Consider the following 22,701-nt stretch of genomic DNA (forward strand, 5'->3'; position numbering starts at 1 on the left):
AGAAGTGCCCCTTCGGGTCACTTCTTGTCGCGCAACTCTCTGCGCAAGATCTTGCCCACCGGCGTCTTGGGCAGCTCGGTGCGGAACTCGATCACGCGGGGCTGCTTGTAGCCGGTGAGGTTGGCCTTGCAGAATTCCTTGACCTGGGCTTCAGTCAGGGCGGGGTCTTTCTTCACGATCACCAGCTTCACGGCTTCGCCGGTCTTCTCGTCGGGCACACCCACCACGGCACATTCGAGCACACCGGGCAGGGCTGCCACCACTTCTTCGACCTCGTTGGGGTAGACGTTGAAGCCGCTGACCAGCACCATGTCCTTCTTGCGGTCCACGATCTTGAAGTAGCCGCGCTCGTCCATCACGCCCACGTCGCCCGATTTGAAGTAGCCGTCCTCGGTCATGACCTTGGCGGTTTCGTCGGGGCGCTGCCAGTAGCCCGCCATGACCTGCGGGCCCTTGATGGCGATTTCGCCCGACTGGCCCAGGGTGGTCACTTCACGGCCCTCGTCGTCCAGCAGCTTGATGAGCGTGCTGGGCAGGGGCGCGCCGATAGTGCCGGTGAATTCCTTGGCGGTGACGGGGTTGCAGCTGACGATGGGCGAGGTCTCCGACAGGCCATAGCCTTCGCAGATGGGGCAGCCGGTCTTCTCCAGCCACAGCTTGGCCACCGCGCCTTGCACCGCCATGCCGCCGCCCACCGAAACCCGCAGGCTCTTCCAGTTGACGGTGTTGAAGTCGGGGTGATTGGCCAGGCCGTTGAACAGCGTGTTCACCGCCGGGAAGCTGTGGAAGGTGTGCTTGGACAGCTCCTTGAGCACGGCAGGCAGGTCGCGCGGGTTGGGGATGAGGATGACTTTGCCACCCGTGCGCATGCCCAGCATCATGTTCACCGTGAAGGCGAAGATGTGGTACAGCGGCAGGGCGCAGATGCTGGTGGGTTGCTCGCCCGCGGGCAGCGACTTCATCACCGGCTCGTTCCAGGCCTCGGCCTGCAGCACGTTGGCAATCACGTTGCGGTGCAGCAGCACAGCGCCCTTGCTCACGCCGGTGGTACCGCCGGTGTACTGCAGCAGGGCAATGTCGTCGGGCTTGATGTCTGCGGGCTTGAACGTGCCACGCTCGCCTTGGGCAATGGCGTCGTTGAAGCGCACCGCACCGGGCAGGCTGTACTCGGGCACCAGCTTCTTGACGTTGCGCACCACGTAGTTGACCAGCATGCCCTTGAGGAAGCCCAGTTGGTCGCCCATGGCGCACAGCACCACGTGCTTGACGGGGGTGTGGGCAATGCACTGCTGCAGCGTGGCGGCAAAGTTCTCGATGATGACGATGGCCTTGGCACCCGAGTCCTTGAGCTGGTGCTCCAGCTCGCGCGGGGTGTATAGCGGGTTCACGTTGACCACCACAAAGCCTGCGCGCAGCACGGCGGCCACCACCACAGGGTACTGGGGCACGTTGGGCATCATGATGGCCACGCGGTCACCCTTGACCAGGCCCAGGCCCTGCAGGTAAGCCGCAAAAGCGCGGCTGAGCGCGTCGGTCTGGCGGTAGGTGATGTCCTTGCCCATGAAGCTGTAGGCCACACGGTCTGCGTAGCGGCCAAAGGCTTCGTCCATCAACGCCACCAGGGAGGCGTATTGGGTGGGGTCAATGTCAGCAGGTACGCCTTGCGGATAGGCGGCCAGCCAGGGGCGGTCGATCATGCGTGTCTCTCCAAACTCTCGGTCGGTGGAGCCCGGTCTTGTGGTGGCCGGTGGTGCTCCGTGGTTGCTAAAAAACTCTGTGATGTCGCCCGAAGACCATCCCAGCGGGCGGTGTTCTCGGGAAAGGGGCTTACTCCAAGGCCTTTCCAATGTCTTCGACCACCTTCTTGGCATCGCCGAAGACCATCATGGTCTTGTCCATGTAGAACAGTTCGTTGTCCAGCCCCGCATAGCCTGCGGCCATGGAGCGCTTGTTCACGATCACCGTCTTGGCCTTGTAGGCTTCCAGAATGGGCATGCCGTAAATCGGGCTGCCCTTGGTGTGGGCCGCAGGGTTCACCACGTCGTTGGCGCCCAGAATGATAGCCACGTCTGCCTGCCCGAATTCGCCATTGATGTCCTCCATTTCGAACACCTGGTCGTAGGGCACTTCGGCTTCGGCCAGCAGCACATTCATGTGGCCCGGCATGCGCCCCGCCACGGGGTGGATGGCGTACTTCACGGTGATGCCCTTTTCGGTGAGCTTGGCCGCCAGCCCTTTGACGGCGTGCTGCGCCCGCGCCACCGCCAGGCCGTAGCCGGGCACGATGACCACGGTTTCGGCGTTGCCCAGTACAAAGGCCACGTCGTCGGCACTGCCCGTCTTGACACTGCGCTGCACCTGCGCGCCTGCGGCCGCCGTGGCGGTGTCGCCGCCAAAGCCGCCCAAAATGACATTGAAGAACGAGCGGTTCATGGCCTTGCACATGATGTAGCTCAGGATCGCGCCCGAGCTGCCCACCAGCGAGCCCGCAATGATCAGCATGGAGTTGTTGAGCGAGAAGCCAATGCCCGCAGCCGCCCAGCCCGAGTAGCTGTTGAGCATGGACACCACCACCGGCATGTCCGCCCCGCCAATCGGGATGATGATGAGCACACCCAGCACGAACGACAGCGCCAGCATGGCGAAGAAGGCCGTCCAGCTCTCGGTGGCCATGAACAGCAGCCCCAGCCCCACAGTGGCCAGCCCAAGCACCAGATTCAGCAAGTGCTGCCCGGCAAACTGCACGGGGGCGCCTTGAAACAGGCGGAACTTGTACTTGCCCGAGAGCTTGCCAAACGCGATGACCGAACCGCTGAAGGTGATGGCCCCGATGGCCGCCCCCAGGAACAGCTCCAGCCGGTTGCCCACCGGAATGGGCTGGCCCTTGGCCACGATCTGAAAGGCCCAGGGCTCGGCCACCGCCGCCACGGCAATGAACACTGCCGCCAGACCGATCATGCTGTGCATAAAGGCCACCAGCTCGGGCATCTTGGTCATCTCGACCCGGTTGGCCATCACCGATCCCGCCGCGCCGCCCACCAGCAGCGCCCCCAGTACATACACCATGCCCTCGGCCTTGCCGCCCGACAGCTCGACGATCAGCGCCGCCGTGGTGAGGATGGCAATGGCCATGCCCGCCATGCCAAACACATTGCCCCGGATGGACGTGGTGGGGTGCGAGAGCCCCTTGAGGGCCTGAATAAAGCAGACGCTGGCGACCAGGTACAACAGCGTGACGAGGTTCATGCTCATGCTGTCTGCTCCTTATTTGGTAGCTGCCTGCGCTGATTCCGCGTGCGCTTTGCGCTCTTTTTTCTTGAACATCTCCAGCATACGCCGGGTGACAAGAAAACCACCGAACACGTTCACTGCCGCCAGCGCCACGGCCAACACACCCATGGTTTTGCCCAGCGGGGTCTCGGTAAGCGCCGCCGCCAGCATGGCCCCGACGATGACGATGGCCGAGATGGCGTTGGTCACCGCCATGAGCGGGGTGTGCAGCGCGGGGGTGACCGTCCACACCACGTGGTAGCCCACATAGATGGCCAGCACAAAGATGATGAGGTTGATCAGCGTGGGCGAGACGGCATCCATGGGGTTCTCCTGCAGTTCAAAGGTTTACCGGGAAGAAGCAGGCATGCGCCTGCCCACAAAGCTCAAAGCACAGGCTCTTGCGTGGTCACCACTTCGATTCGGGTATCGGAAATGCGGGCAGCGCCAGGTAGCCATCCATCATGCTGGCGCTTTGCCGCGCGGCCTGGGCCACCTTCTGTGCCCATTCCTGCGCGGGGTAGCCCGCACGCAAAAACTCTTCGTTGTTGTGCGTCTTGGGGCGCACCAGTCGCTGGTCGGCCAGGATGTTCACTTCCACATAGGCACCGCCATCGGTGGTGTAGCGGTAGTTGAGATGGGACATCGGCTGCTGAAAAGACAGCTTGTGGTCCGCCATCCAGCGGACCAGGGCGGGCTGGTTCTTCTCTAGCCAATCACGGTTGTTGGCCCAGCGCTTGAAACGCAGGCAGTCCACGCGGGTCGGGTTGCCCTGCGCAACGTCCTCCACCCACACACCTTCTTGCTGGGGACAGGCGCCCGTCCAGAGGGTCTGCTCACGGGGGTAGTTGGTGCTGTTGGTCTGCACCAAAGCCACCGCCAGCAATTCCTTGTTGGCACCCCGCAGCCCCACCGCCCGCGTCTGCAGAGGAATGACGGTGGGTGGGCCCGAGCGCACGACGGGCAGATCCTGAGTGCTTTCGCCCAGGCTTTCCCAGGCGCCATCGGGCAGTGCCAGGCGGGCGCGACCCACGGGGTACTCTGGCGCACCGGCTGTCTTGACAGGGGCGCAGGCCACCATGCCCAGCGCGGCAGCACAGGTCAAAACGAGTGCGCCAAGGCGACGGGAAGCGCCTGCAGCATGGATGGTCGGCAAGTGCGGCACAGAGGGGAGGGAAGTCGTCAAGTTCAAAGGAGTCCGGCGAGTCAAACGATTGAGAGAGTTAAGAGGGTTCAAGCGAGTCAAAAGGTTCATGCGCGTTTCAGGGTGCCTTCGTGGGCCATGAGGCAGGCGGCCACGATGTCGTCCTGCAGGTCGATATGCAGGGCACCTTCCTTGTTGATGATGAGTTTCAGAAAATCCAGAACATTGCGAGCGTACAGCGACGACGCATCTGCGGCCACCAGCGCTGGCACATTGGTCTCGCCCACCAAGGTCACGCCATGCTTGACCACGGTGCGTCCGGGCTCGGTCAACGGGCAATTACCGCCCTGGGGGGCGGCGAGGTCCACGATGACGGAGCCTGCCTTCATGGACTGCACCATCTCGGGGGTGACCAGCACGGGTGCCTGGCGGCCGGGAATGAGGGCTGTGGTGATGACCACATCGGCTTGGGCCACCCGCTTGGCGACCTCCAGCTTCTGGCGGTCCAGCCAGCTGGCAGGCATGGGGCGGGCATAGCCGCCCACGCCTTCTGCGGCCTCTTTTTCTTCGGCGGTTTCGTAGGGAACGTCAATGAATTTGGCACCCAGCGACTCCACCTGTTCCTTGACGCTGGGGCGCACGTCCGAGGCCTCGATCACTGCGCCCAGCCGCTTGGCCGTGGCAATCGCCTGCAAGCCAGCCACCCCCACGCCCAGCACCACGACGCGTGCCGCCTTCACGGTGCCTGCGGCGGTCATCAGCATGGGAAAGAAGCGCTGATACCGGTCTGCGGCCATCATCACTGCCTTGTAGCCCGCAATGTTGGCCTGGGAAGACAGCACATCCATGCTCTGCGCCCGGGTGGTGCGCGGGGCGGCCTCCAGGGCATAGGCCGTGACACCTGCCGCAGCCAGGCGCTGCAGGCCTGCCGCATCAAAAGGGTTGAGCATGCCCACCAAGGTCGTGCCCGCACGCAAGCGAGGTGCTTCAGATTCTGTGGGGCAGCGCACCTTGAGCACCAGTTGGGCACCCCAAGCGCCAGCGGCGTCGGTGATTTCCGCCCCTGCGGCTTCGTAGGCGGCGTCCGGGGCGCTCGCGGCCAGGCCTGCGCCCGCCTCCACTCGCACCTGATGCCCCATGGCCTGGAGCTTCTTGACGGTTTCCGGAGTGGCTGCAACCCGGGTTTCTCCGGCCACTGTCTCCGCTGGCACGCCTATGAACATGTCATCTCCTCGCGTTGGGGAACCCGGTGAACGTTCAGATTTCTGAACGGGAGCTTACATGAACTTCCCTAAGGCGAGATGGGGGTCGATCCCCACTTTGCTGCGTTATGTCAGGCGCTGAACACAGAGAACACGCACCTGCGCGCAGCCACAAAAAAGCCCGGTAGCCACCAAGTGACTCCGGGCTTTTCAAATGGAATGGCGGCCACCTCATGCAGCGCATGGGGTGGCCACCCAATGCGATCAGATGTCAGTTCACGACCTGTGCCAGGGCACCCGAGGCGTACTGCGCGGCAATCTGCTGCAGGCTCAGGCCCTTGATCTTGGAGCCCTGGCCTTCGCAGCCGAACTCCAGATAACGTTGCTTGCACACCTGCTTGGCGGCCTCGCGGGCGGGCTTGAGCCATTCGCGGGCGTCAAACTTGTCGGGGTTCTCGGCCAGGAACTTGCGCACCGCGCCGGTCATGGCCAAGCGGATGTCGGTGTCGATGTTGATCTTGCGAACGCCGTGCTTGATGGCTTCCTGGATCTCGGCCACGGGCACGCCGTAGGTTTCTTTCATCTTGCCGCCGTACTGGTTGATGATGGCCAGCAGCTCCTGGGGCACAGAAGACGAGCCGTGCATCACCAGATGGGTGTTGGGGATGCGTGCGTGGATTTCCTTGACGCGGCTGATGGCCAGGATGTCGCCTGTGGGCGGACGGCTGAACTTGTAGGCGCCGTGGCTGGTACCAATGGCAATCGCCAGCGCATCCAGCTGGGTGGCCTTGACGAACTGGGCGGCTTCCTCAGGGTCGGTCAGCATCTGGCTGTGGTCCAGCTTGCCTTCAGCGCCAATGCCGTCTTCCTCGCCTGCATCGCCGGTTTCCAGGTTGCCCAGGCAGCCGAGTTCACCCTCCACCGTGACGCCTACCTTGTGCGCCATTTCAACGACCTTGCGGGTCACGTCCACGTTGTAGTCAAAGGACGAAGGCGTCTTGCCGTCTTCCATCAGCGAGCCGTCCATCATGACCGAGCCAAAGCCCAACTCGATGGCGCCCTGGCAGACCTTGGGCGATGTGCCGTGGTCCTGGTGCATCACCAGCGGGATGTGGGGGAAGGACTCGACGGCGGCCTGGATCAGGTGCTTGATGAAGGGCTCGCCAGCGTATTTGCGGGCACCTGCGCTGGCCTGCAGGATCACGGGGGCGCCCACCTCGTCGGCAGCAGCCATCACGGCCTGCACCTGTTCCAGGTTGTTCACGTTGAAGGCGGGGATGCCATAGCCGTGGATAGCGGCATGGTCAAGCAGTTCGCGCATGGAAACGAGAGGCATGGTCGAGGAGTCCTGTGGGTAAGTGAAGAGGGCACCGTAGGCCGCGGCGGCCAGGCAATTTATTCAAGCGGCTTTGGTAACCGCCTGGTAACTCGGCCATTTTACCCGCGTGGGCTTGCCGCCTCTGTAGGAAAAGTCAGCCGAAAGCAGGTGGTAAACGGTGCAGGGGCTGCGGCACGCCCAAACTCCGCCTGATGTACCCAGGCTACCCGGGACACGATCTCATGGCCCAGATGCAGGCTGTCCACCGGGACGGGCCTGGTCTGCATTCCTTCACCGTCGGCAGGGTGTGCCCGCGCCCTCTGGCCGTCGTCACACACCTGCAGCCAGATGCCGCGCTGCAGCGGGCTTGCAACGCCCTCCTCAGCCACCTCTCCGCCCTCCGGGGCCATCACCACCTGTACGGCGATGCGTGTCCCGGAGGGCGTGTGCTTGAGAGCGTTCTCGATGAGGTTGCGCAGCACCAACTCCAGCAGCACAGGGTGGCCCTGCACGGTCACGCTGTCCGGTGCCATCACCTCCAGTTCGTCGCCCCGCTGCCATGCGGCCTGCGCATATTCGGCGCACACCGCACGGGCCAGCGCCACCAGATCCACCGGGGTCTTGGCTTCATACATCTCAGCGCGGCTGGTGCGCGCCAGCGCCAGCAACTGGTTGAGCACATGCCCTGCGCGCAGGGCATCTTGCCGGATGCGGTCCAGCGCTTCCCGCTGGGCATGCTCATCCAGCCCGCCATCCAGGGCACTGGCCTGCAGGGCGATGGACGACAGCGGAGTCCGCAACTCGTGGGCCACTTCGTTGGCCAGGCGGCGCTCGCGCACCAGCGCCTCCTGCTGCCTCTCCAGCAGCGTATTGATGGATGCCACCACCGAGGCAAATTCACTCCACGCATGGCGCTGCGCCAGCCGTTGCTGTGAAGAGACGTCCAGCGCAGCCACATCGGCAGAAAGGTCGTACAGCGGCCTCAAGCCCCGGCGCAAGGCAAGCCCCAGGGCCAGGGCCACCACAGGCAGCAGCCACAGGCCCGGCTCGATCATCTGCTCGGCGATGTCTTCCGCCAGATCGTCCCGCTCCTGCAGCTGCACCAGCACCATGATCTTGCGAAGGTGTTCGGCATCCCATTGCGAAAAGCTGCGCCAGGGCTTGGCATCCGGCCCCAGATGAATGTTCTTGAATCCTTCGTCCGGCGAGAACGGGGGGACCGGCACATCGCCACTGATGGACAACAGCTTGCCTTCAGCATCCCACTGCACCACGCTGAGGGACTGCTGATAGTCATGCGCCTTGAGCCAGGGCATGGGCGCGCGCTGGGTTTGACGACTGGCATCCACAGCTTCGGTAGCACGCACATTCAGCAACAATGCCGCCACACTGGCCAAGTGCCCGTCGGTCAGCTCGTCGGCTTCGTGAACCCCTGTCTTGTAGCCAATCACCACAAAGCTGATCCATACCAGCATCAAGGCCCCCAGCGACCACAGCAACAGCTGGCGGGTCAGCGAGGATCGGCGCGGAGCAGACTGCGGGTCGGCGGCAAGCTCTGGCTTGCTCATGCTGGCTCCTGCGGGATGAAGTAACCCACGCCCCGCATCGTCTGGATGCTGCCGCTGCCCAGCTTGCGGCGCAGGTGGTGGATATGTACTTCCACGGCATTGCTCTCGACAGCACTGTCCCAGCCATAGAGGCGCTCTTCAATCTGCTGGCGTGAAAGCACCCTTCCACGGGACTCCAGCAACACCAGCAACACGGAGTATTCCCGGGGCGACATCTCGACCAATTGCCCCTTCAGGCGCACGGTGTGGGCAGCCGGGTCCAGCTCCATATCGCCATGAACGATGGTGGGCGATGCCCGCCCGGCGGCCCGCCGCAGTAGGGCGCGCAAGCGGGCGTCCAGCTCATCTATGTCAAACGGTTTGACAAGATAGTCGTCGGCCCCCTGGTCCAGACCGGAAATCCGCTGGCTGACCTGATCGCGCGCCGTCACGATCAGCACCGGGATGGACGGGTCGGGCAATCCGGGCTTGAGCGGCGTTGCCACCGGTCGGTGCCGAATGCGTTTGAGCAGCTCGCTCCCGTCTCCATCGGACAGACCAAGGTCCAGAAGCACCGCGTCAAAGCGCTCTGCCCTCAAAGCACTCCAGCTGCTGCTCACGCCATCACACACATCCACGGCATAGCCGCGCTGCTGCAAATTGGCGCGCAGGCCAGCAGCGATGCCCGTATCGTCTTCAACCACAAGAATTCGCATGCCGTCCATTGTCGCCGGGAGCGATCAACTGGCCTCCATGGCTGCGGGGACGGCACTAAGAGCGGCTAACACAACCCCCCTGGCGTCGTTGTTCCGTCTTGTCGTACTGCTGTACTGCCTGCGACGGAACGCCTAGCCAGGGCCGCTTCGCTGGGTCGTGTTAGCCGCTCTAAACAGCAGAAATGCAAACTATTTACAACTTTTAGCAATTTAAGAAGACGTTAAGAACGCATTTTTAGAGTGCGAGGCATGTTGAAGACCTCCGCCCCCCCTATTCGCCCCTCTGCAGGCAACCGGACACTGCTGGCCTGGACCATCGCCAGCTTTTGCGCCCTGATCCTGTGGGACGCTTTGGGGCAGGACATGGCATTGGCCCGACTGTTCGGCACGGATTCCGGCTTTCCCATGCGCGAGCAGTGGTTCTTTGTGCAGGTGATGCATGAAGGCGCGCGCAGGCTCGGGTGGGTGGTGGTGCTGCTTCTGGCTCTGGGCGTGTGGTGGCCACGGGGCGCACTTCGCCAGCTGGCCCTGGCAGAGCGCATGCAGCTGGCCAGCAGTGCGCTGGTAGCTTTGGCCACCATCAGCATCTTGAAGAACCTGAGCAACACCAGCTGCCCTTGGGACCTTGCCGAGTTTGGTGGCGTGGCTCGCCACATTTCACACTGGGCACTGGGGGTGCTGGATGGCGGTGGCGGCCACTGCTTTCCTGCAGGCCATGCCTCTGCCGGCTTCGCTTTTCTGGGTGGCTATTTCGCGCTGCGGCGTGAGCACGCTCTGGCTGCACGCATCTGGCTCGGTGCAGCGCTGATCGCGGGCTTTGTGCTCGGTGGCGCGCAGCAGGTACGCGGCGCCCATTTCATGAGTCACACACTCTGGACAGGCTGGTTCTGCTGGACCGCTGGCTGGCTGTGGGACATCGCATTCCAGGTCTGGAAACAACGCGCTGCCTTTCTGGACAGCAATCCCGCCACTTTCAACTCCACCCAAGAACGTGCTCACTTTTGACCGCAGCCTCTTCGAGGCCATCAACGCAGGCCCCTCTACTCCCCTTTTCTGGATTGACGCTGCACGCTGGATTTCTGTCACCCTGCCGGTATGGGCCGGAATCGCTCTGCTGGCGTGGGCCGTTCTGGGAAGCAAGGAGCACCGATGGGTGATTTGCAAAGCGCTGGTGGCCATGGGCGCCACCTGGATAGGCGTACACCTGCTGCGCTGGGGTGTGCCAGCCCCAAGACCTGCGCAACTGGGGGTTGGAATCCAGTGGCTGGATCACGCGGCGCGGGCAGGTTTTCCCAGCATGCATGCCGCCCAGGCTTTTGCTCTGGCCACCTGTCTTGCGCTAGGCCAGCTTCCACGCATTGCCACAGCAGCTTTTGCCATAGCGACCGCCATTGCCTGGAGCCGCGTTTTTCTGGGCGTCCACTTTCCTCTGGACGTGCTGGCAGGCGCTACGACCGGCCTGCTGGCCGCTGGCGCGGTGAACTGGGCTTGGCTGGGGGCCAGCCAGTCACTGCAGAGCGGCCCCCTCAGCTGGCAACGCAAATTTTCAGCATATTCGTCCCACCTGGCGCGCCCATGGGCTCGCCGCAGGTGATGGCGTAGACATCGCCCTTTTGCACGATGTTGCGGCTCTTGAGGTGGCGCTCTGCCTGCTCCAGGGCCGTGTCACGGTCGGCACTGGTGTCCATCAGCAAGGGGCGCACGTTGCGGTACATGGCCATCTTGCGCTGCGTTGCAATCTTGGGGGTGAGCGCGTAGATCGGGATGTGGATGCGGTGGCGGCTCATCCACAACGCCGTGGCGCCGCTGTCCGTCATGGCCACAATCGCCTTGGCACCCAGATGGTGGGCCGTGAACAACGCCCCCATGGCAATGGACTGGTCGATGCGACCAAAAGTCTGGCCGGTGAAGTCGGCATCCTGCGGGTGGTCTTCTGCGGCCTCGGCGGCAGCGCAGATGGTGGCCATCTCGGTCACTGTCTCCAGCGGGAACTTGCCCGCGGCTGTTTCAGCACTCAGCATCACGGCGTCCGTGCCATCCAGCACAGCGTTGGCCACGTCACTCACCTCGGCACGGGTGGGCACGGGGTTGGTGATCATGCTTTCCATCATCTGCGTAGCCGTGATGACAACCTTGTCCATGTCGCGGGCCATGCGGATCATTTTCTTTTGCAGCGCGGGCACGGCTGCGTTGCCCACTTCCACCGCCAGATCGCCACGCGCCACCATGATGCCGTCGCTGGCACGCAGGATGGACTCCAGGTGAGGGATCGCCTCGGCACGTTCAATCTTGGCGATCAGACCGGGCTTGTGGCGAAACTCGGCCGCCGCCACGTTGCACAGCTGGCGGGCCATTTCCATGTCGGTGGCGTTCTTGGGAAAGCTCACTGCCACGTAGTCGGCTTGGAAGCTCATGGCCGTGCGGATGTCTTCCATGTCCTTGGCGGTGAGCGCGGGTGCCGTGAGGCCGCCGCCTTGCTTGTTGATACCTTTGTTGTTGGACAGCTCACCACCCAGCTTGACCGTGGTGTGCACCTGCTCGCCACGCACGGCATCTACCGTCAGCACGATGAGACCGTCGTTCAGCAACAGCAGATCGCCAGCCTTCACGTCGCGGGGCAATTCCTTGTAATCCAGCCCCACGCCATTGATATCGCCAAGCTCGGTGCGGGAGGCATCCAGCACAAACTTGGCTCCGGGTTCCAGAAAGACTTTGCCTTCAGCAAACTTGCCCACACGGATCTTGGGGCCCTGCAGGTCGGCCATGATGGCCACTTCACGCCCGGCGCGCTGGGCGGCCGCGCGCACCGTGGCAGCGCGGTCAATGTGATCCTGGGCCTTGCCGTGGCTGAAGTTCAGCCGCACCACGTTCACACCCGCTCGGATCATTGCCTCGAGCAATTGCGGGTCGCTCGAAGCGGGGCCCAGGGTGGCAACGATCTTGGTGGCGCGGCGAATGGCCATGGTGTGTCTCTTTCGCGTGGATGTAATCGGGTTTCAATTTTCACACGAAACCGGTTACATCCCCGTTACCAGAAAACCCTGACAGACGCACCGGGAACCCCGGGGCTCAGTTGCGCATCAGTGCCTCAATCTCGTCGGCATCCACGGGCACATCGCGGGTGATGACTTCGCAGCCACCTTCCGTGACCACGGCATCGTCCTCGATGCGGATTCCAATGTTCCAGAATGCCTCTGGCACTCCTTCGGCGGGGCGCACATAGATGCCGGGCTCGATGGTGAGCACCATGCCGGGTCGCAGCACACGGCTGGGGCGGTTGGTGATGGTTTCGCCCGACAGCGGGTCTTTGCGCTCGCTGGTGTTGCCCACCTCGCCCGGCTCCACGTAGCTGCCACAGTCGTGCACATCCATGCCCAGCCAGTGGCTGGTGCGGTGCATGTAGAACTGGAAGTAGGCGCGCTTTTCGATTACGTCCTGCGCCGTACCCAGCTTGTTCTTGTCCAGCAGGCCCAGGTCGAGCATGCCTTGCGCCAACACGGCCACCGTGGCGTCGTGCGGGGCGTTGAAACGCCTCCCCGCCTTGGTGGCCTCCACGGCGGCCACCTGGCTTTGCAGCACCAGGTCATACAGCGCACGCTGCGGGCCAGTGAACTTGCCGTTGGCCGGGAAGGTGCGGGTGATGTCGCTGGCGTAGCCATCGAGTTCGCACCCGGCGTCAATCAGCACCAGTTCGCCGTCGCGCACCGGGGCGGCGTCGGCGCGGTAGTGCAGCACACAGGCGTTGGCCCCTGCCGCAACGATGGAGCCGTAGGCAGGGTACTGTGAGCCGCCCTCACGGAAGGCGTGCAGCAGCTCGGCATCCAAGTGGTATTCGCGCACATCCTGCCCGGCGCGCAGCATGCGGGCCGAGCGCTGCATGGCGCGGATGTGGGCCTGCGCGCTGATCTGGCTGGCGCGGCGCATGATGTCCAGCTCGTGCTCGTCCTTGATCAGCCGCATCTCGTCCAGCAACGTACAGGCATCGCTTTGCTGCGCCGGGCACATGGCACCGTAGCGCACGCGGGCCCGCACCGCATTGAGCCACCCTTCTACCCGGGCTGCCAGACCGGCATGCGTGGCAAAGGGGTACCACACGCAACTGCGGCTTTCCAGCAGGCGGGGCAGTTGGGCATCCAGCACGGCAGAGGACTGAGCGTCATCCACACCCAAGGCCGCAGGCGCTGCGGCAGGGCCCAGGCGATAGCCGTCCCAGATTTCACGCTCCAGATCCTTGGGCTGGCAAAACAGCGTGCTGTGGCCTTCGGCCGTCAGCACAAGCACCGCGCCCGGCTCGGTGAAGCCGGTCAGGTAGTAGAAATAGCTGTCGTGCCGGTAGATGAAATCGGTGTCCCGGTTGCGCGGGCGTTCGGGCGCAGTGGGGATGATGGCGATGCCGCCAGCGCCCAGCATGGAAGCGAGGCGTGCGCGGCGCTGGGCGTAGATGGATTGCGTTGCATTCATGTACGCATTGTGAGCCCATCTGGCACAAAGACCCGCTTTGTCGCAGAGAATCCACGCGACGCCTGCCGAGATCCACACACACAAAACCGGGGCGCAGGGAGAACTCAGGATGCAGACTCCGGCACGCGATCGCCGGGTCTCCGGGTCCTTGCTGTGTGCCGACCTTGCTCCATGCTCAACTTCATTCTGACAACCCTGATCCCCACGCTGGGGGTGGTGCTGACCACCTTGCTGCTGATCTATGGCGTGTATGCCCGCTGGATTGATGTGTCACAAAAGCTGGTCCTCACACGCCCCGCGCTGCTGACCCTCATTGCCCTGGCGGTCGCCTGCAATGCCTGGGTGGGCGTGCGCATGTTCATGTCACAAAACGCCAAGCAGGCTTGGGAAGACGGCGCAGCGCTGCGGGAGTCACGCCAACGCTTCGTGCTGCGAGAAGATTTTCAGTACGGAGAACTGCTGATTCCGGCGGGCAGCCTCATCAACCGCACCGACCCCTTTGACCGCGGAGAGCCCGGCCGCCCCCTGGCGCTGCATGGGCTGGACGCCGTGCGCTTTCCCCAACCGATGGAGGTGGCTGGCGTTTTGGCCATCGCCATGCACACCCTGCCCATGCGGGTGGAGCTGGCAGACAACCAGCGCATCGGGCCCGTGTACCGCTATGACACGGCCACCCAGACCTGGCTGCCGAACAAGGTATTGCCCGCCATCAATTGCAAGAAGGGGCAGGTGGCCCTGTTCCAGGTGCCGCATATCGAGTACGACGTGGTGGCCGAAGTGGGCAAACCGCCACCCGATGGCCCCAATGCACGCTTCCTGCCGGGGCAATGGCTGTTCAAGGGCTGCGAGAACGGCCCGCCGATTGTGGTGCAGCCCGCCTATGCCGGAGGCCCTGTCAACGGAGCATCCCAGCCGCAGTAGGCAGGCGCGTGCGTCCTGTCAGCGATTGAGTTCCGCCAACCGCTCGGGCGTGCCCACATCCGTCCACCGCCCCGTGTAGAGCGACGCACCCACGCGCCCCTGGTCCATGGCGCGGCGCAGCAGCGGTGCCAGCGGGGCAGCAGCCCCGGCCGGGTTGCCGTGCGGGATGTCGCACCACGGCAGCGCAAACAGCTCGGCACGCAGCAGCGCAATGGTGCTGTAGGTGTAGCGGTGCATGGGGTCGTCCGCAGGCAGATTGAGCGCAAGCCCCTGGGCGGACAGGCCAAAGTCGCCTCGCGGGTTGTGAGGGGGATTGGGCACCAGCCACAAATGGGCCAAAAGATGGCTGGCCTCAAACGCCTGCACGGCAGCCGCATCGAACACAAAGTCGGGCGCAAACACATCGCCCGCAGCCAGCCAGAACACGGGGCCCAGTTGGGGCAAAGCCCGGGCAATGCCCCCGGCGGTCTCCAGCGCCCCACCAAAGTCGGCCCCTTCTTGCGAGTATGAAATTGATAGCTGCCTGCGCCTGATTTCATTGCCCTGGAGGCCAAAAACACCTCCAAAATGATCACTGATCTGAGCCCCCAGCCAAGCGGTGTTGATTACCACCCGGCATACCCCGGCCTGTGCCAGCGCCTGCAAATGCCACTGCAGCAAAGGCTGGCCCTGCACCTGCAGCAAGGGTTTGGGGCAGGTGTCCGTCAACGGGCGCATGCGCTCGCCCCGGCCTGCCGCGAGCAGCATGGCCGGAACCTGGCCCGGGCAGGTATCGGGGGCTTCCGAACGTGCAGAGAGGGCAACCGGGGCCGAGGCAGATGAAGAATGAGAAGAAGCCGCAGAAGATGTCATGGCGTGCAGGACGGCGATGGCGTGGATAGCGTGGATGAGGGGCTGCGCGGTATCTCGCCTCGCTGCAGCGCGTGCCGCTGCACAGCGGTGGCATCCAGCAAGGCCAGCAGCGCATTCATGAGGGCGTGGGCCTTGGCGCTGTGGTCCGCGCCAAAGTTGCACACATACACATCCAGCGTGACGGCAGCCTGCTCGGGCCAGGTGTGCACGCACAAGTGGGATTCGGCCAGCAGCACCGTAGCCGTCACACCGCCGGGCCCCTTTGCCGTGGCAGGAAAAGCATGGAACAACTGCCCCACCGCCTGCAGGCCCGCGGCCCTGACAGCATCCAGGCAAGCTTGGCCCAGTGCGGTCGCGTCGGTCAGCCAGTGGGGGGCACAGCGGCATCCGTGGAGATCGGCAGTGAGGTGCAATCCGTGCATGGGCATGCAATGTAGTGCATCGCACGGTTTCCCCATCCGCTGCGGCTGTTTGATGTAACCACGGGCCTCAGAACCTGTTCAGGACAAAGCCGCGGCACCAGCGTCGGTAAAATAGGCGGTTTCCCCGATCCCCCTCCCCCACCAGAACTCCTGACCCATGGCCAACACCCAGCAATCCCAACAGATGGCAAACGCAATCCGCGCGTTGGCCATGGACGCCGTTCAACAAGCCAACTCCGGCCACCCCGGTGCCCCCATGGGCATGGCCGACATGGCCGTGGGCCTGTGGGCACGTCACCTCAAGCACAACCCCGCCAACCCCCAGTGGTTCGACCGTGACCGCTTTGTGCTGTCCAACGGCCACGGCTCGATGCTGATTTACGCGCTGCTGCACCTGACCGGCTACGACCTGCCCATGGCAGAGCTGAAGAACTTCCGCCAGCTGCACAGCAAGACGGCCGGCCACCCCGAAGTGGGCATCACCCCCGGCGTCGAAACCACCACCGGCCCGCTGGGCCAGGGCATCACCAACGCCGTGGGCTTTGCGCTGGCCGAAAAGCTGCTGGCCGCCGAGTTCAACCGCGAAGGCCATGCCATCGTGGACCACCACACCTACGCCTTCCTGGGCGACGGTTGCCTGATGGAAGGCATCAGCCAGGAAGCGATTTCGCTGGCAGGCGCCTGGAAGCTGAACAAGCTGATCGCGCTGTACGACGACAACGGCATCTCCATCGACGGCCAAGTGGCCCCCTGGTTTGCCGACAACACCGCCCTGCGCTTTGTCTCGGCCGGCTGGAACGTGATTGGCCCCATCGACGGCCACGACGCCGACAAGGTAGCTGCCGCGATTGCCGAGGCCAAGAACCAGACCGAGCGCCCATCGCTCATCATCTGCAAGACGCACATCGGCAAGGGCAGCCCCAACCGCGCCAACACCTCCAAGGCCCATGGCGAGCCCCTGGGTGCCGACGAGATCAAACTCACCCGCGAAGTGCTGGGCTGGACGAGCGAACCTTTCGTCATCCCTGAAGATGTGTACGCAGGCTGGGACGCCAAGGTCAGCGGCCAAAGCGCTGAAGCAGCCTGGAACGAGCGCTTTGCCGCTTACGCCAAAGCCTTCCCAGAGCTGGCTGCAGACTTCACGCGCCGGATGAAGGGCGACCTGCCTGCGCACTTTGCCCAGGTGGCTGTGGACACCGTGGTGGCCGCCCACACCAAGGCGGAAACCGTGGCCAGCCGCAAGGCCAGCCAGCTGGCGCTGGAAGCCTTCACCGCCGCCCTGCCCGAACTGCTGGGCGGCTCTGCCGACCTGACAGGCTCCAACCTCACCAACACCAAGAGCACGCCCAACCTGCGCTTTGACCAGCAAGGCGCCGTGGTGCAGACCGAAGCCGAAGACGGCAAGAAGATCGGTGGCCGCCACATCAACTACGGCGTGCGCGAATTCGGCATGGCTGCGATCATGAACGGAGTGGCGCTGCACGGTGGTTTCATCCCCTACGGCGGCACCTTCCTCACCTTCAGCGACTACAGCCGCAACGCCATCCGCATGGCTGCGCTGATGAAGCAGCGCGTGATCCATGTCTTCACGCACGACTCCATCGGTCTGGGCGAAGACGGCCCCACCCACCAGTCCATCGAGCATGTGTCGAGCCTGCGCCTGATCCCCGGCCTGGACGTGTGGCGTCCTGCCGATACGGCAGAAACCGCCGTGGCCTGGAGCGTGGCCCTGTCCAACCGCAATAAGCCCACGGTGCTGGCCCTGTCGCGCCAGAACCTGCCCTACGCCCCCAAGCGGGACCTGGGCGACATCTCGCGCGGCGCCTACGTGCTAAGCGAGCCTGCCGACGTGGGCCTGAAGAAGAAGGCCGTGGCCGTCATCATCGCCACCGGCTCCGAAGTGCAGCTGGCCCTGAAGGCCCAGCGCCTGCTGGCCGACAAGAAGGTGCCAGTGCGCGTGGTCTCCATGCCCAGCACCACCACGTTCGACCGTGAAGACGTGAAGTACAAGAAGGCTGTGCTGCCCGCAGGCCTGCCCCGCGTTGCGGTGGAAATGGGCGTGACCGACTTCTGGTGGAAGTACGGCTGCGCTGCCGTGGTGGGCATTGACACCTACGGCGAATCGGCCCCCGCGCCCGTGCTGTTCAAGCACTTCGGCTTCACCGAAGAGAACGTGGCAGCCACCGTGCTGACCGCTCTCAAGCGCAAGTGAGTCAGTAAGGGGCGCCGCAGCAATGCGGAGCCCCTTTTGCTTTGGATTTTGAAATCAACTTTGGAGAGACTACAAGCTATGACGATCAAGATTGGTATCAACGGTTTCGGCCGTATCGGCCGCAACGTGCTGCGCTCGGCCATCCAGAACTTCAGCGACATCGAAGTTGTGGGCATCAACGATCTGCTGGAGCCTGACTACCTGGCGTACATGCTGCAGTACGACTCGGTGCACGGCCGCTTTGATGGCACCGTGGCGGTGGAAGGCAACACACTGATCGTCAACGGCAAGAAGATCCGCCTGACGCAGGAGCGCGATCCCGCCAACCTGAAGTGGAACGAAGTGGGTGCCGATATCGTCATCGAATCGACCGGTCTGTTCCTCGACAAGGTGTCGGCCCAGAAGCATCTGGACGCCGGTGCCAAGAAGGTCATCCTGTCGGCCCCTTCCAAGGACGACACGCCCATGTTCGTGTTTGGTGTGAACCACAACACCTACGCTGGCCAGGCCATCATCTCCAACGCATCTTGCACCACCAACTGCCTGGCTCCTGTGGCCAAGGTGCTGCACGACAAGTGGGGCATCAAGCGCGGCCTGATGACCACCGTGCACGCAGCCACTGCCACACAGAAGACCGTGGACGGCCCATCCAACAAAGACTGGCGCGGTGGCCGCGGCATTCTGGAAAACATCATCCCCAGCTCCACAGGCGCTGCCAAGGCTGTGGGCGTGGTGATTCCTGCCCTGAACAAGAAGCTGACCGGCATGTCGTTCCGCGTGCCCACCTCTGACGTGTCCGTGGTGGACCTGACCGTCGAGCTGGAGAAGGCTGCAACCTACGACGAAATCAAGGCCGAGATGAAGGCCCAGTCCGAAGGCGCGCTCAAGGGCATCCTCGGTTACACTGAGGACAAAGTAGTGGCCACTGACTTCCGTGGCGACACCCGCACCTCCATTTTCGATGCCGACGCCGGCATTGCACTGGACGGCACCTTCGTCAAGGTCGTGAGCTGGTACGACAACGAATGGGGCTACTCCAACAAGTGCCTGGAAATGGTGCGCGTGGTTGCCAAGTGACCCTGCCGCATTCCATCCAGGAATGATGAGAGAAATACAAAAGTTGAAGAAGCGCTAGGAAGACAACTACCCGTTCAGCCAACCCCCGCAAGGAGGTTGGCTTTTTTTTGCCCGGTCTCAGCCCTCAAGCCTTCGCTTAGCCAGGGATTCCCCCATCAGGAAAGCGGCCTACGGACGATGTCATCCAGTTCCTACAAGATGTAACAGAGAGGCTGCATAGGATCAACCGCCAGACAGTTGGGTGCTTCAGACTGATCGATGTCACGTCAGCACGGCACCCGATCCGTCCCAGTGCGTACTGAAGCCCCCACAGGGCCAGTCAAGCGAAGGCAGGAGACTGCCCGCCGACCCATTGATTCCAAGGAGCTCCCGTGCACCCTCTTTTCGCTTCCCGCGCCACTTGCACCGTTGGCTGTTTTTTGGTGTTTATGGGCATGGGGCTTGCAGTGGCTGGGGGCTGGTTCCTGCTTCAGGGAGGCTCCTGGTACTACATGGCCGGAGGACTTGCCTGGGTATTGACCGGTGTTCTGCTGCTGCGGAGCCATCCGCTGGTTTTGGGCATCTTCGGGGCTTATTTCCTGACCACGCTAGTCTGGGTCTTGTGGGAGGCAGGACTGACAGAGTGGCCCCAGCATGTCAGCATGTACCTGCTTTCTCGTCTGGGATGATGGTCGCCTCTGCAGAACAGATCGGAATCGACAGTCGCACTTATCCAGGTCGCAGCGATTAGCGACTTCCGCCCAACGCACCGATGAGCATGAGCAGCCCAGCCACAGGCTGCTCCAGGCGGTCTTTCAATGCGCTGCCACACCAGGCAGCAACTCCCCCGTCGCCAAGGCATCAGCGCTCGGCAGCGATGCCACGTGCACCGTGCGTGTGGGGAAGGCAAACTCCACCCCCAATGCCGCCAGTTCACGCATCAACCCAAGGTTGATGGCCTGCTGCATGTCCATGTAAAGGCCATAGTCCGGGCCTTGCACGATGTAGACCACCTCAAACTCCAGCGCGCTGTCGCCAAACCCCTTGAAGTGGGCGCGGTCAAAGCGCAGCGCCTTCTGCGCACTCACCAGGCTTTTCACGATGCCAGGAATCGCCTCCAGTTTCTCGGGCGGGGTGTCGTAGCGCACCTTGAAGCCGAACACAATCCGGCGCTCGCGCATGGGGCGGTAGTTGCTGATGATCTGCTTGAGGATGTCGGTGTTGGACATCACCACCTGCTCACCTTGCAGGCTGAGGATGCGGGTGGTCTTGAGCCCGATCATCTGCACGGTGCCCGCGATATTGCCCACCACCACAAAGTCGCCCACCTCAAAAGGCTTGTCCACCGCAATCGCCAGCGAGGCAAACAGGTCACCCAGAATGTTCTGCACCGCCAGCGCCACGGCAATGCCACCCACACCCAGGCTCGCCACAAAGGCCGTGATGTTTACACCCAAGTTGGAGAGCACAGCGAGGGCAATGATGCTCCACAGCAGCGTTCGCAGGCCCCACGACATGAGCGTGGCCGACGCACTCACCTGCGTCATGCCCTTGGAGGTGTGGCGCGCAAGATAACGCTGCACACCAATGCCAATCGCACGCATGCCCCACAGCCCCATCTGCAGCGCTACCGCCACAAACCACAGCTGCGCCACGCGGCTCTCCCAGCGAGGGGGCAGTTGCAACATGCCCAGCCCGACGAGCACAGCCAGCACCAGTACCAGCGCGCGGCTGGTGCCTTCCAGCACATCCACCACAGCGAGTGCCACCAAGCTTTGGGTCTGGGTAGCCCATGTCCTGGCGCGGCCCGTCAGCAGATGTAGCAAAGTCATGATGGCCACAAAGGTGACGACCGCCACGGTCGCCGCAACCAAAAGACTCCACAACGGCACGCCAGCGAAGGTGGTTTCCTGGATCCAGTCCATGAACGGGGATGAGATCATGCAGCAGCGCTCCTCTTCGTAAGGGGGGAAGGTATGTAGGCCACAACAGGCCTATGCCTGCAGGTTGCGGTCGTAAGCAAGGTTCAACCGCTGGGCGATGACAAGGCGTCAACGCGCCAGTCAGACCGCCAAGGCAGCGAAGGAACCCGCTTGCCGGATGAGCAACGGGTGCCAGGGATGTCCTGCATAACCCTCGCGAGGCGGTGGTAGTGCGGATCGGGAGGGGCCGCAAGGCGTCTTTTGGCAGCCAATAGCCGAGCTATTGGCAAGAAAAGCAACGCAGCGGACTGCCCGAGACCGCGTTATCACAGACCGCAGGGAGTTATGCAGGTCATCCCTAGGACTCTGACACAGAGACTGGGGCTGGGCCGTAAGACATCGCCCATACTTCAAGCGGACGTGCGCCGGTGCGGTGGGTCTGCGGGCCACGCATTGCCGATGAACTCAACGACATCCCCTCACGCAAGCGGGAACTGACGCCAAGTCTTCAGACAGTGGCAACCATGGGGATGGGTGAACCCACCCGCGGCAAGCTCAACGTTTTTTGAACGGGATCCTCACTCTGCGCGGTGCCGCGCAGGCAAGGTCAGACGCGGACGGAACAGGTTTTCAATTCCCCTGTGCAAACGCCTCGGTATCCACCTCGCTGGCGTTTTGGGGGTTGTAGCGGTTGCCCACCACCGTGCGGTCGTTGATCAGTGCCTCCAGCCGCTGCATCACAGCACTGCTGAGCTGCACATCCACAGCGCCCAGGTCATCGTGCAGATGCTCCACGCTGGTCGTGCCCGGAATGGGAATGATGTCCTGCCCCTTGTGCAGCAGCCAGGCCAGCGCCAGCTGAGCGGGCGTGCACCCCACCTCTGCAGCAATGGCACGGTAGCCATCCAGCAGCCGCAGGTTGGCGGCATACGCTTCGGGCGCAAACCGGGGCATGGCCCGGCGAATGTCCTTGGCATCGAGCGTGCTCACATCCGTCAAGTCCCCACACAAAAAGCCGCGGCCTACGGGGCTGAATGCCACAAACGCCACACCCAGTTCCCGGCATGCCTGCAGCACCGCAATCTCGGGGTTGCGCGTCCACAGCGAATACTCCGTCTGCAGGGCCGCAATCGGGTGCACGGCATGGGCCCGGCGCAGCGTGGCTGCAGACACTTCCGACAAGCCGATGCTGCGAATCTTGCCCGCGCGCACCAGGTCGGCCAGCGCGCCCACGCTGTCTTCAATCGGCACGCTCTTGTCCCAGCGGTGCAGGTAGTACAGGTCAATGACATCGGTCTGCAGGCGGCGCAGGCTGTCCTCGCAGGTCTGGCGCAACGTGGCCGGGCGGCCGTCAATCACGCGCACCAGCTTGCCATCGCCATTCACATCCACGCCCTGCATGCCGCACTTGCTGGCCAGCGTGAAGCGGTGGCGGTGCGGCTTCATCACACGGCCTACCAGCGTCTCGTTGGCCCCAAAGCCATACAGCGTGGCGGTATCGAACAGCGTCACGCCCGCATCCAGCGCTGCCAGCAGCACACGCTCGCCCTGCTCGGCGCTCACAGGCGCGCCGTAGGCGTGCGAGAGGTTCATGCAGCCCAGGCCAATGGCCGAGACGGAGAATGGTCCAAGATTTCTTTGTTGCATGGTGTGAGCTT

Annotated in this window: 20 protein-coding genes; 6 read left to right on the forward strand and 14 right to left on the reverse strand. The window is 63.4% G+C overall.

Annotated features, from left to right (window positions below; all coding sequences use genetic code 11):
* Positions 1-17 precede the first annotated feature (17 nt).
* The 8 genes from AACH87_RS20220 to AACH87_RS20255 form a co-directional block, all read right to left on the reverse strand.
* Complete coding sequence (locus tag AACH87_RS20220) at positions 18-1,697, reverse strand: long-chain-fatty-acid--CoA ligase (RefSeq protein ID WP_338796363.1); 1,680 nt, start codon at positions 1,695-1,697, stop codon at positions 18-20.
* Positions 1,698-1,827: 130 nt separating this feature from the next.
* Complete coding sequence (locus AACH87_RS20225; protein WP_338796364.1) at positions 1,828-3,252, reverse strand: NAD(P)(+) transhydrogenase (Re/Si-specific) subunit beta; 1,425 nt, start codon at positions 3,250-3,252, stop codon at positions 1,828-1,830.
* A 12-nt stretch (positions 3,253-3,264) separates the two neighbouring features.
* Entirely contained in the window at positions 3,265-3,594 is a 330-nt protein-coding gene (locus AACH87_RS20230; RefSeq protein WP_338796365.1) for an NAD(P) transhydrogenase subunit alpha, read from the reverse strand.
* A gap of 85 nt (positions 3,595-3,679) precedes the next feature.
* Positions 3,680-4,456 (reverse strand): hypothetical protein, encoded by a 777-nt coding sequence (locus tag AACH87_RS20235; RefSeq protein ID WP_338796366.1) that lies wholly within the window; start codon positions 4,454-4,456, stop codon positions 3,680-3,682.
* 65 nt (positions 4,457-4,521) lie between these two features.
* Positions 4,522-5,637 carry a Re/Si-specific NAD(P)(+) transhydrogenase subunit alpha gene (locus tag AACH87_RS20240; RefSeq protein WP_338796367.1) on the reverse strand — a complete coding sequence of 372 codons (1,116 nt, stop codon included), beginning with the start codon at positions 5,635-5,637 and terminating at the stop codon, positions 4,522-4,524.
* A 250-nt stretch (positions 5,638-5,887) separates the two neighbouring features.
* The gene (gene fba / locus AACH87_RS20245; protein ID WP_338796368.1) at positions 5,888-6,952 is read right to left on the reverse strand and encodes a class II fructose-bisphosphate aldolase; all 1,065 of its coding nucleotides are present in this window, start codon (positions 6,950-6,952) and stop codon (positions 5,888-5,890) included.
* A gap of 101 nt (positions 6,953-7,053) precedes the next feature.
* Positions 7,054-8,502: a histidine kinase dimerization/phospho-acceptor domain-containing protein gene (locus tag AACH87_RS20250; protein WP_338796369.1), complete on the reverse strand. Its 1,449-nt coding sequence runs from the start codon at positions 8,500-8,502 to the stop codon at positions 7,054-7,056.
* The gene (locus AACH87_RS20255; protein ID WP_338796370.1) at positions 8,499-9,197 is read right to left on the reverse strand and encodes a response regulator transcription factor; all 699 of its coding nucleotides are present in this window, start codon (positions 9,195-9,197) and stop codon (positions 8,499-8,501) included. The genes AACH87_RS20250 and AACH87_RS20255 overlap by 4 nt, the downstream gene beginning before the upstream one ends.
* 249 nt (positions 9,198-9,446) lie before the next feature.
* On the opposite strand from AACH87_RS20255, the gene AACH87_RS20260 reads away from it, so the two are divergent.
* Complete coding sequence (locus AACH87_RS20260; RefSeq protein ID WP_338796371.1) at positions 9,447-10,202, forward strand: phosphatase PAP2 family protein; 756 nt, start codon at positions 9,447-9,449, stop codon at positions 10,200-10,202.
* Positions 10,189-10,791, forward strand: coding sequence for a phosphatase PAP2 family protein (locus tag AACH87_RS20265; protein ID WP_338796372.1), 603 nt, complete (start codon positions 10,189-10,191; stop codon positions 10,789-10,791). The genes AACH87_RS20260 and AACH87_RS20265 overlap by 14 nt, the downstream gene beginning before the upstream one ends.
* Here AACH87_RS20265 and pyk read toward each other — a convergent pair.
* On the reverse strand, positions 10,724-12,160 hold the full coding sequence (gene pyk / locus AACH87_RS20270) for a pyruvate kinase (protein WP_338796373.1): 1,437 nt from the start codon (positions 12,158-12,160) through the stop codon (positions 10,724-10,726). The two genes, AACH87_RS20265 and pyk, sit on opposite strands and share 68 nt — an antisense overlap.
* 106 nt (positions 12,161-12,266) lie before the next feature.
* Positions 12,267-13,658: an aminopeptidase P N-terminal domain-containing protein gene (locus tag AACH87_RS20275; RefSeq protein WP_338796374.1), complete on the reverse strand. Its 1,392-nt coding sequence runs from the start codon at positions 13,656-13,658 to the stop codon at positions 12,267-12,269.
* A gap of 171 nt (positions 13,659-13,829) precedes the next feature.
* Between AACH87_RS20275 and AACH87_RS20280 the strand changes: the two genes are divergently transcribed.
* Positions 13,830-14,579, forward strand: coding sequence for a hypothetical protein (locus tag AACH87_RS20280; protein WP_338796375.1), 750 nt, complete (start codon positions 13,830-13,832; stop codon positions 14,577-14,579).
* An 18-nt stretch (positions 14,580-14,597) separates the two neighbouring features.
* Here AACH87_RS20280 and AACH87_RS20285 read toward each other — a convergent pair whose 3' ends face one another.
* Positions 14,598-15,326 (reverse strand): nucleotidyltransferase family protein, encoded by a 729-nt coding sequence (locus AACH87_RS20285; protein WP_338799032.1) that lies wholly within the window; start codon positions 15,324-15,326, stop codon positions 14,598-14,600.
* A 101-nt stretch (positions 15,327-15,427) separates the two neighbouring features.
* Positions 15,428-15,853, reverse strand: a complete 426-nt coding sequence (speD, locus tag AACH87_RS20290) for an adenosylmethionine decarboxylase (protein WP_338796376.1) — start codon at positions 15,851-15,853, stop codon at positions 15,428-15,430.
* Positions 15,854-16,010: 157 nt separating this feature from the next.
* Here speD and tkt point away from each other — a divergent pair, with 157 nt between their 5' ends.
* The 3 genes from tkt (at position 16,011) to AACH87_RS20305 (ending at position 19,810) form a co-directional block, all read left to right on the forward strand.
* A complete protein-coding gene (tkt, locus tag AACH87_RS20295) occupies positions 16,011-18,065 on the forward strand; it encodes a transketolase (RefSeq protein WP_338796377.1) in 2,055 nt (684 codons plus the stop codon).
* A 78-nt stretch (positions 18,066-18,143) separates the two neighbouring features.
* Positions 18,144-19,142 carry a type I glyceraldehyde-3-phosphate dehydrogenase gene (gene gap, locus AACH87_RS20300; protein ID WP_338796378.1) on the forward strand — a complete coding sequence of 333 codons (999 nt, stop codon included), beginning with the start codon at positions 18,144-18,146 and terminating at the stop codon, positions 19,140-19,142.
* A gap of 371 nt (positions 19,143-19,513) precedes the next feature.
* Positions 19,514-19,810, forward strand: a complete 297-nt coding sequence (locus tag AACH87_RS20305) for a hypothetical protein (protein ID WP_338796379.1) — start codon at positions 19,514-19,516, stop codon at positions 19,808-19,810.
* Between the two features lie 126 nt (positions 19,811-19,936).
* On the opposite strand, the gene AACH87_RS20310 is transcribed toward AACH87_RS20305, so the two are convergent.
* Positions 19,937-21,064, reverse strand: coding sequence for a mechanosensitive ion channel family protein (locus AACH87_RS20310; RefSeq protein ID WP_338796380.1), 1,128 nt, complete (start codon positions 21,062-21,064; stop codon positions 19,937-19,939).
* Between the two features lie 609 nt (positions 21,065-21,673).
* Complete coding sequence (locus AACH87_RS20315; RefSeq protein WP_338796381.1) at positions 21,674-22,690, reverse strand: aldo/keto reductase; 1,017 nt, start codon at positions 22,688-22,690, stop codon at positions 21,674-21,676.
* Positions 22,691-22,701 lie beyond the last annotated feature (11 nt).

The organism is Acidovorax sp. DW039, from assembly GCF_037101375.1.
In the GTDB taxonomy this organism is placed as follows: Bacteria; Pseudomonadota; Gammaproteobacteria; order Burkholderiales; family Burkholderiaceae_C; genus Acidovorax.

What these genes read in the sequence shown, in the direction of transcription:
- tkt (WP_338796377.1), top strand. Translation starts at nt 16,011, where the DNA reads ATGGCCAACACCCAGCAATCCCAACAGATGGCAAACGCAATCCGCGCG.
- AACH87_RS20255 (WP_338796370.1), bottom strand. Translation starts at nt 9,197, where the DNA reads ATGCGAATTCTTGTGGTTGAAGACGATACGGGCATCGCTGCTGGCCTG.
- AACH87_RS20260 (WP_338796371.1), top strand. Translation starts at nt 9,447, where the DNA reads ATGTTGAAGACCTCCGCCCCCCCTATTCGCCCCTCTGCAGGCAACCGG.
- AACH87_RS20285 (WP_338799032.1), bottom strand. Translation starts at nt 15,326, where the DNA reads ATGCTGCTCGCGGCAGGCCGGGGCGAGCGCATGCGCCCGTTGACGGAC.
- AACH87_RS20250 (WP_338796369.1), bottom strand. Translation starts at nt 8,502, where the DNA reads ATGAGCAAGCCAGAGCTTGCCGCCGACCCGCAGTCTGCTCCGCGCCGA.
- AACH87_RS20225 (WP_338796364.1), bottom strand. Translation starts at nt 3,252, where the DNA reads ATGAGCATGAACCTCGTCACGCTGTTGTACCTGGTCGCCAGCGTCTGC.
- fba (WP_338796368.1), bottom strand. Translation starts at nt 6,952, where the DNA reads ATGCCTCTCGTTTCCATGCGCGAACTGCTTGACCATGCCGCTATCCAC.
- AACH87_RS20240 (WP_338796367.1), bottom strand. Translation starts at nt 5,637, where the DNA reads ATGTTCATAGGCGTGCCAGCGGAGACAGTGGCCGGAGAAACCCGGGTT.
- pyk (WP_338796373.1), bottom strand. Translation starts at nt 12,160, where the DNA reads ATGGCCATTCGCCGCGCCACCAAGATCGTTGCCACCCTGGGCCCCGCT.
- AACH87_RS20315 (WP_338796381.1), bottom strand. Translation starts at nt 22,690, where the DNA reads ATGCAACAAAGAAATCTTGGACCATTCTCCGTCTCGGCCATTGGCCTG.
- AACH87_RS20230 (WP_338796365.1), bottom strand. Translation starts at nt 3,594, where the DNA reads ATGGATGCCGTCTCGCCCACGCTGATCAACCTCATCATCTTTGTGCTG.
- AACH87_RS20280 (WP_338796375.1), top strand. Translation starts at nt 13,830, where the DNA reads ATGCTCAACTTCATTCTGACAACCCTGATCCCCACGCTGGGGGTGGTG.
- speD (WP_338796376.1), bottom strand. Translation starts at nt 15,853, where the DNA reads ATGCACGGATTGCACCTCACTGCCGATCTCCACGGATGCCGCTGTGCC.
- gap (WP_338796378.1), top strand. Translation starts at nt 18,144, where the DNA reads ATGACGATCAAGATTGGTATCAACGGTTTCGGCCGTATCGGCCGCAAC.
- AACH87_RS20275 (WP_338796374.1), bottom strand. Translation starts at nt 13,658, where the DNA reads ATGAATGCAACGCAATCCATCTACGCCCAGCGCCGCGCACGCCTCGCT.
- AACH87_RS20220 (WP_338796363.1), bottom strand. Translation starts at nt 1,697, where the DNA reads ATGATCGACCGCCCCTGGCTGGCCGCCTATCCGCAAGGCGTACCTGCT.
- AACH87_RS20310 (WP_338796380.1), bottom strand. Translation starts at nt 21,064, where the DNA reads ATGATCTCATCCCCGTTCATGGACTGGATCCAGGAAACCACCTTCGCT.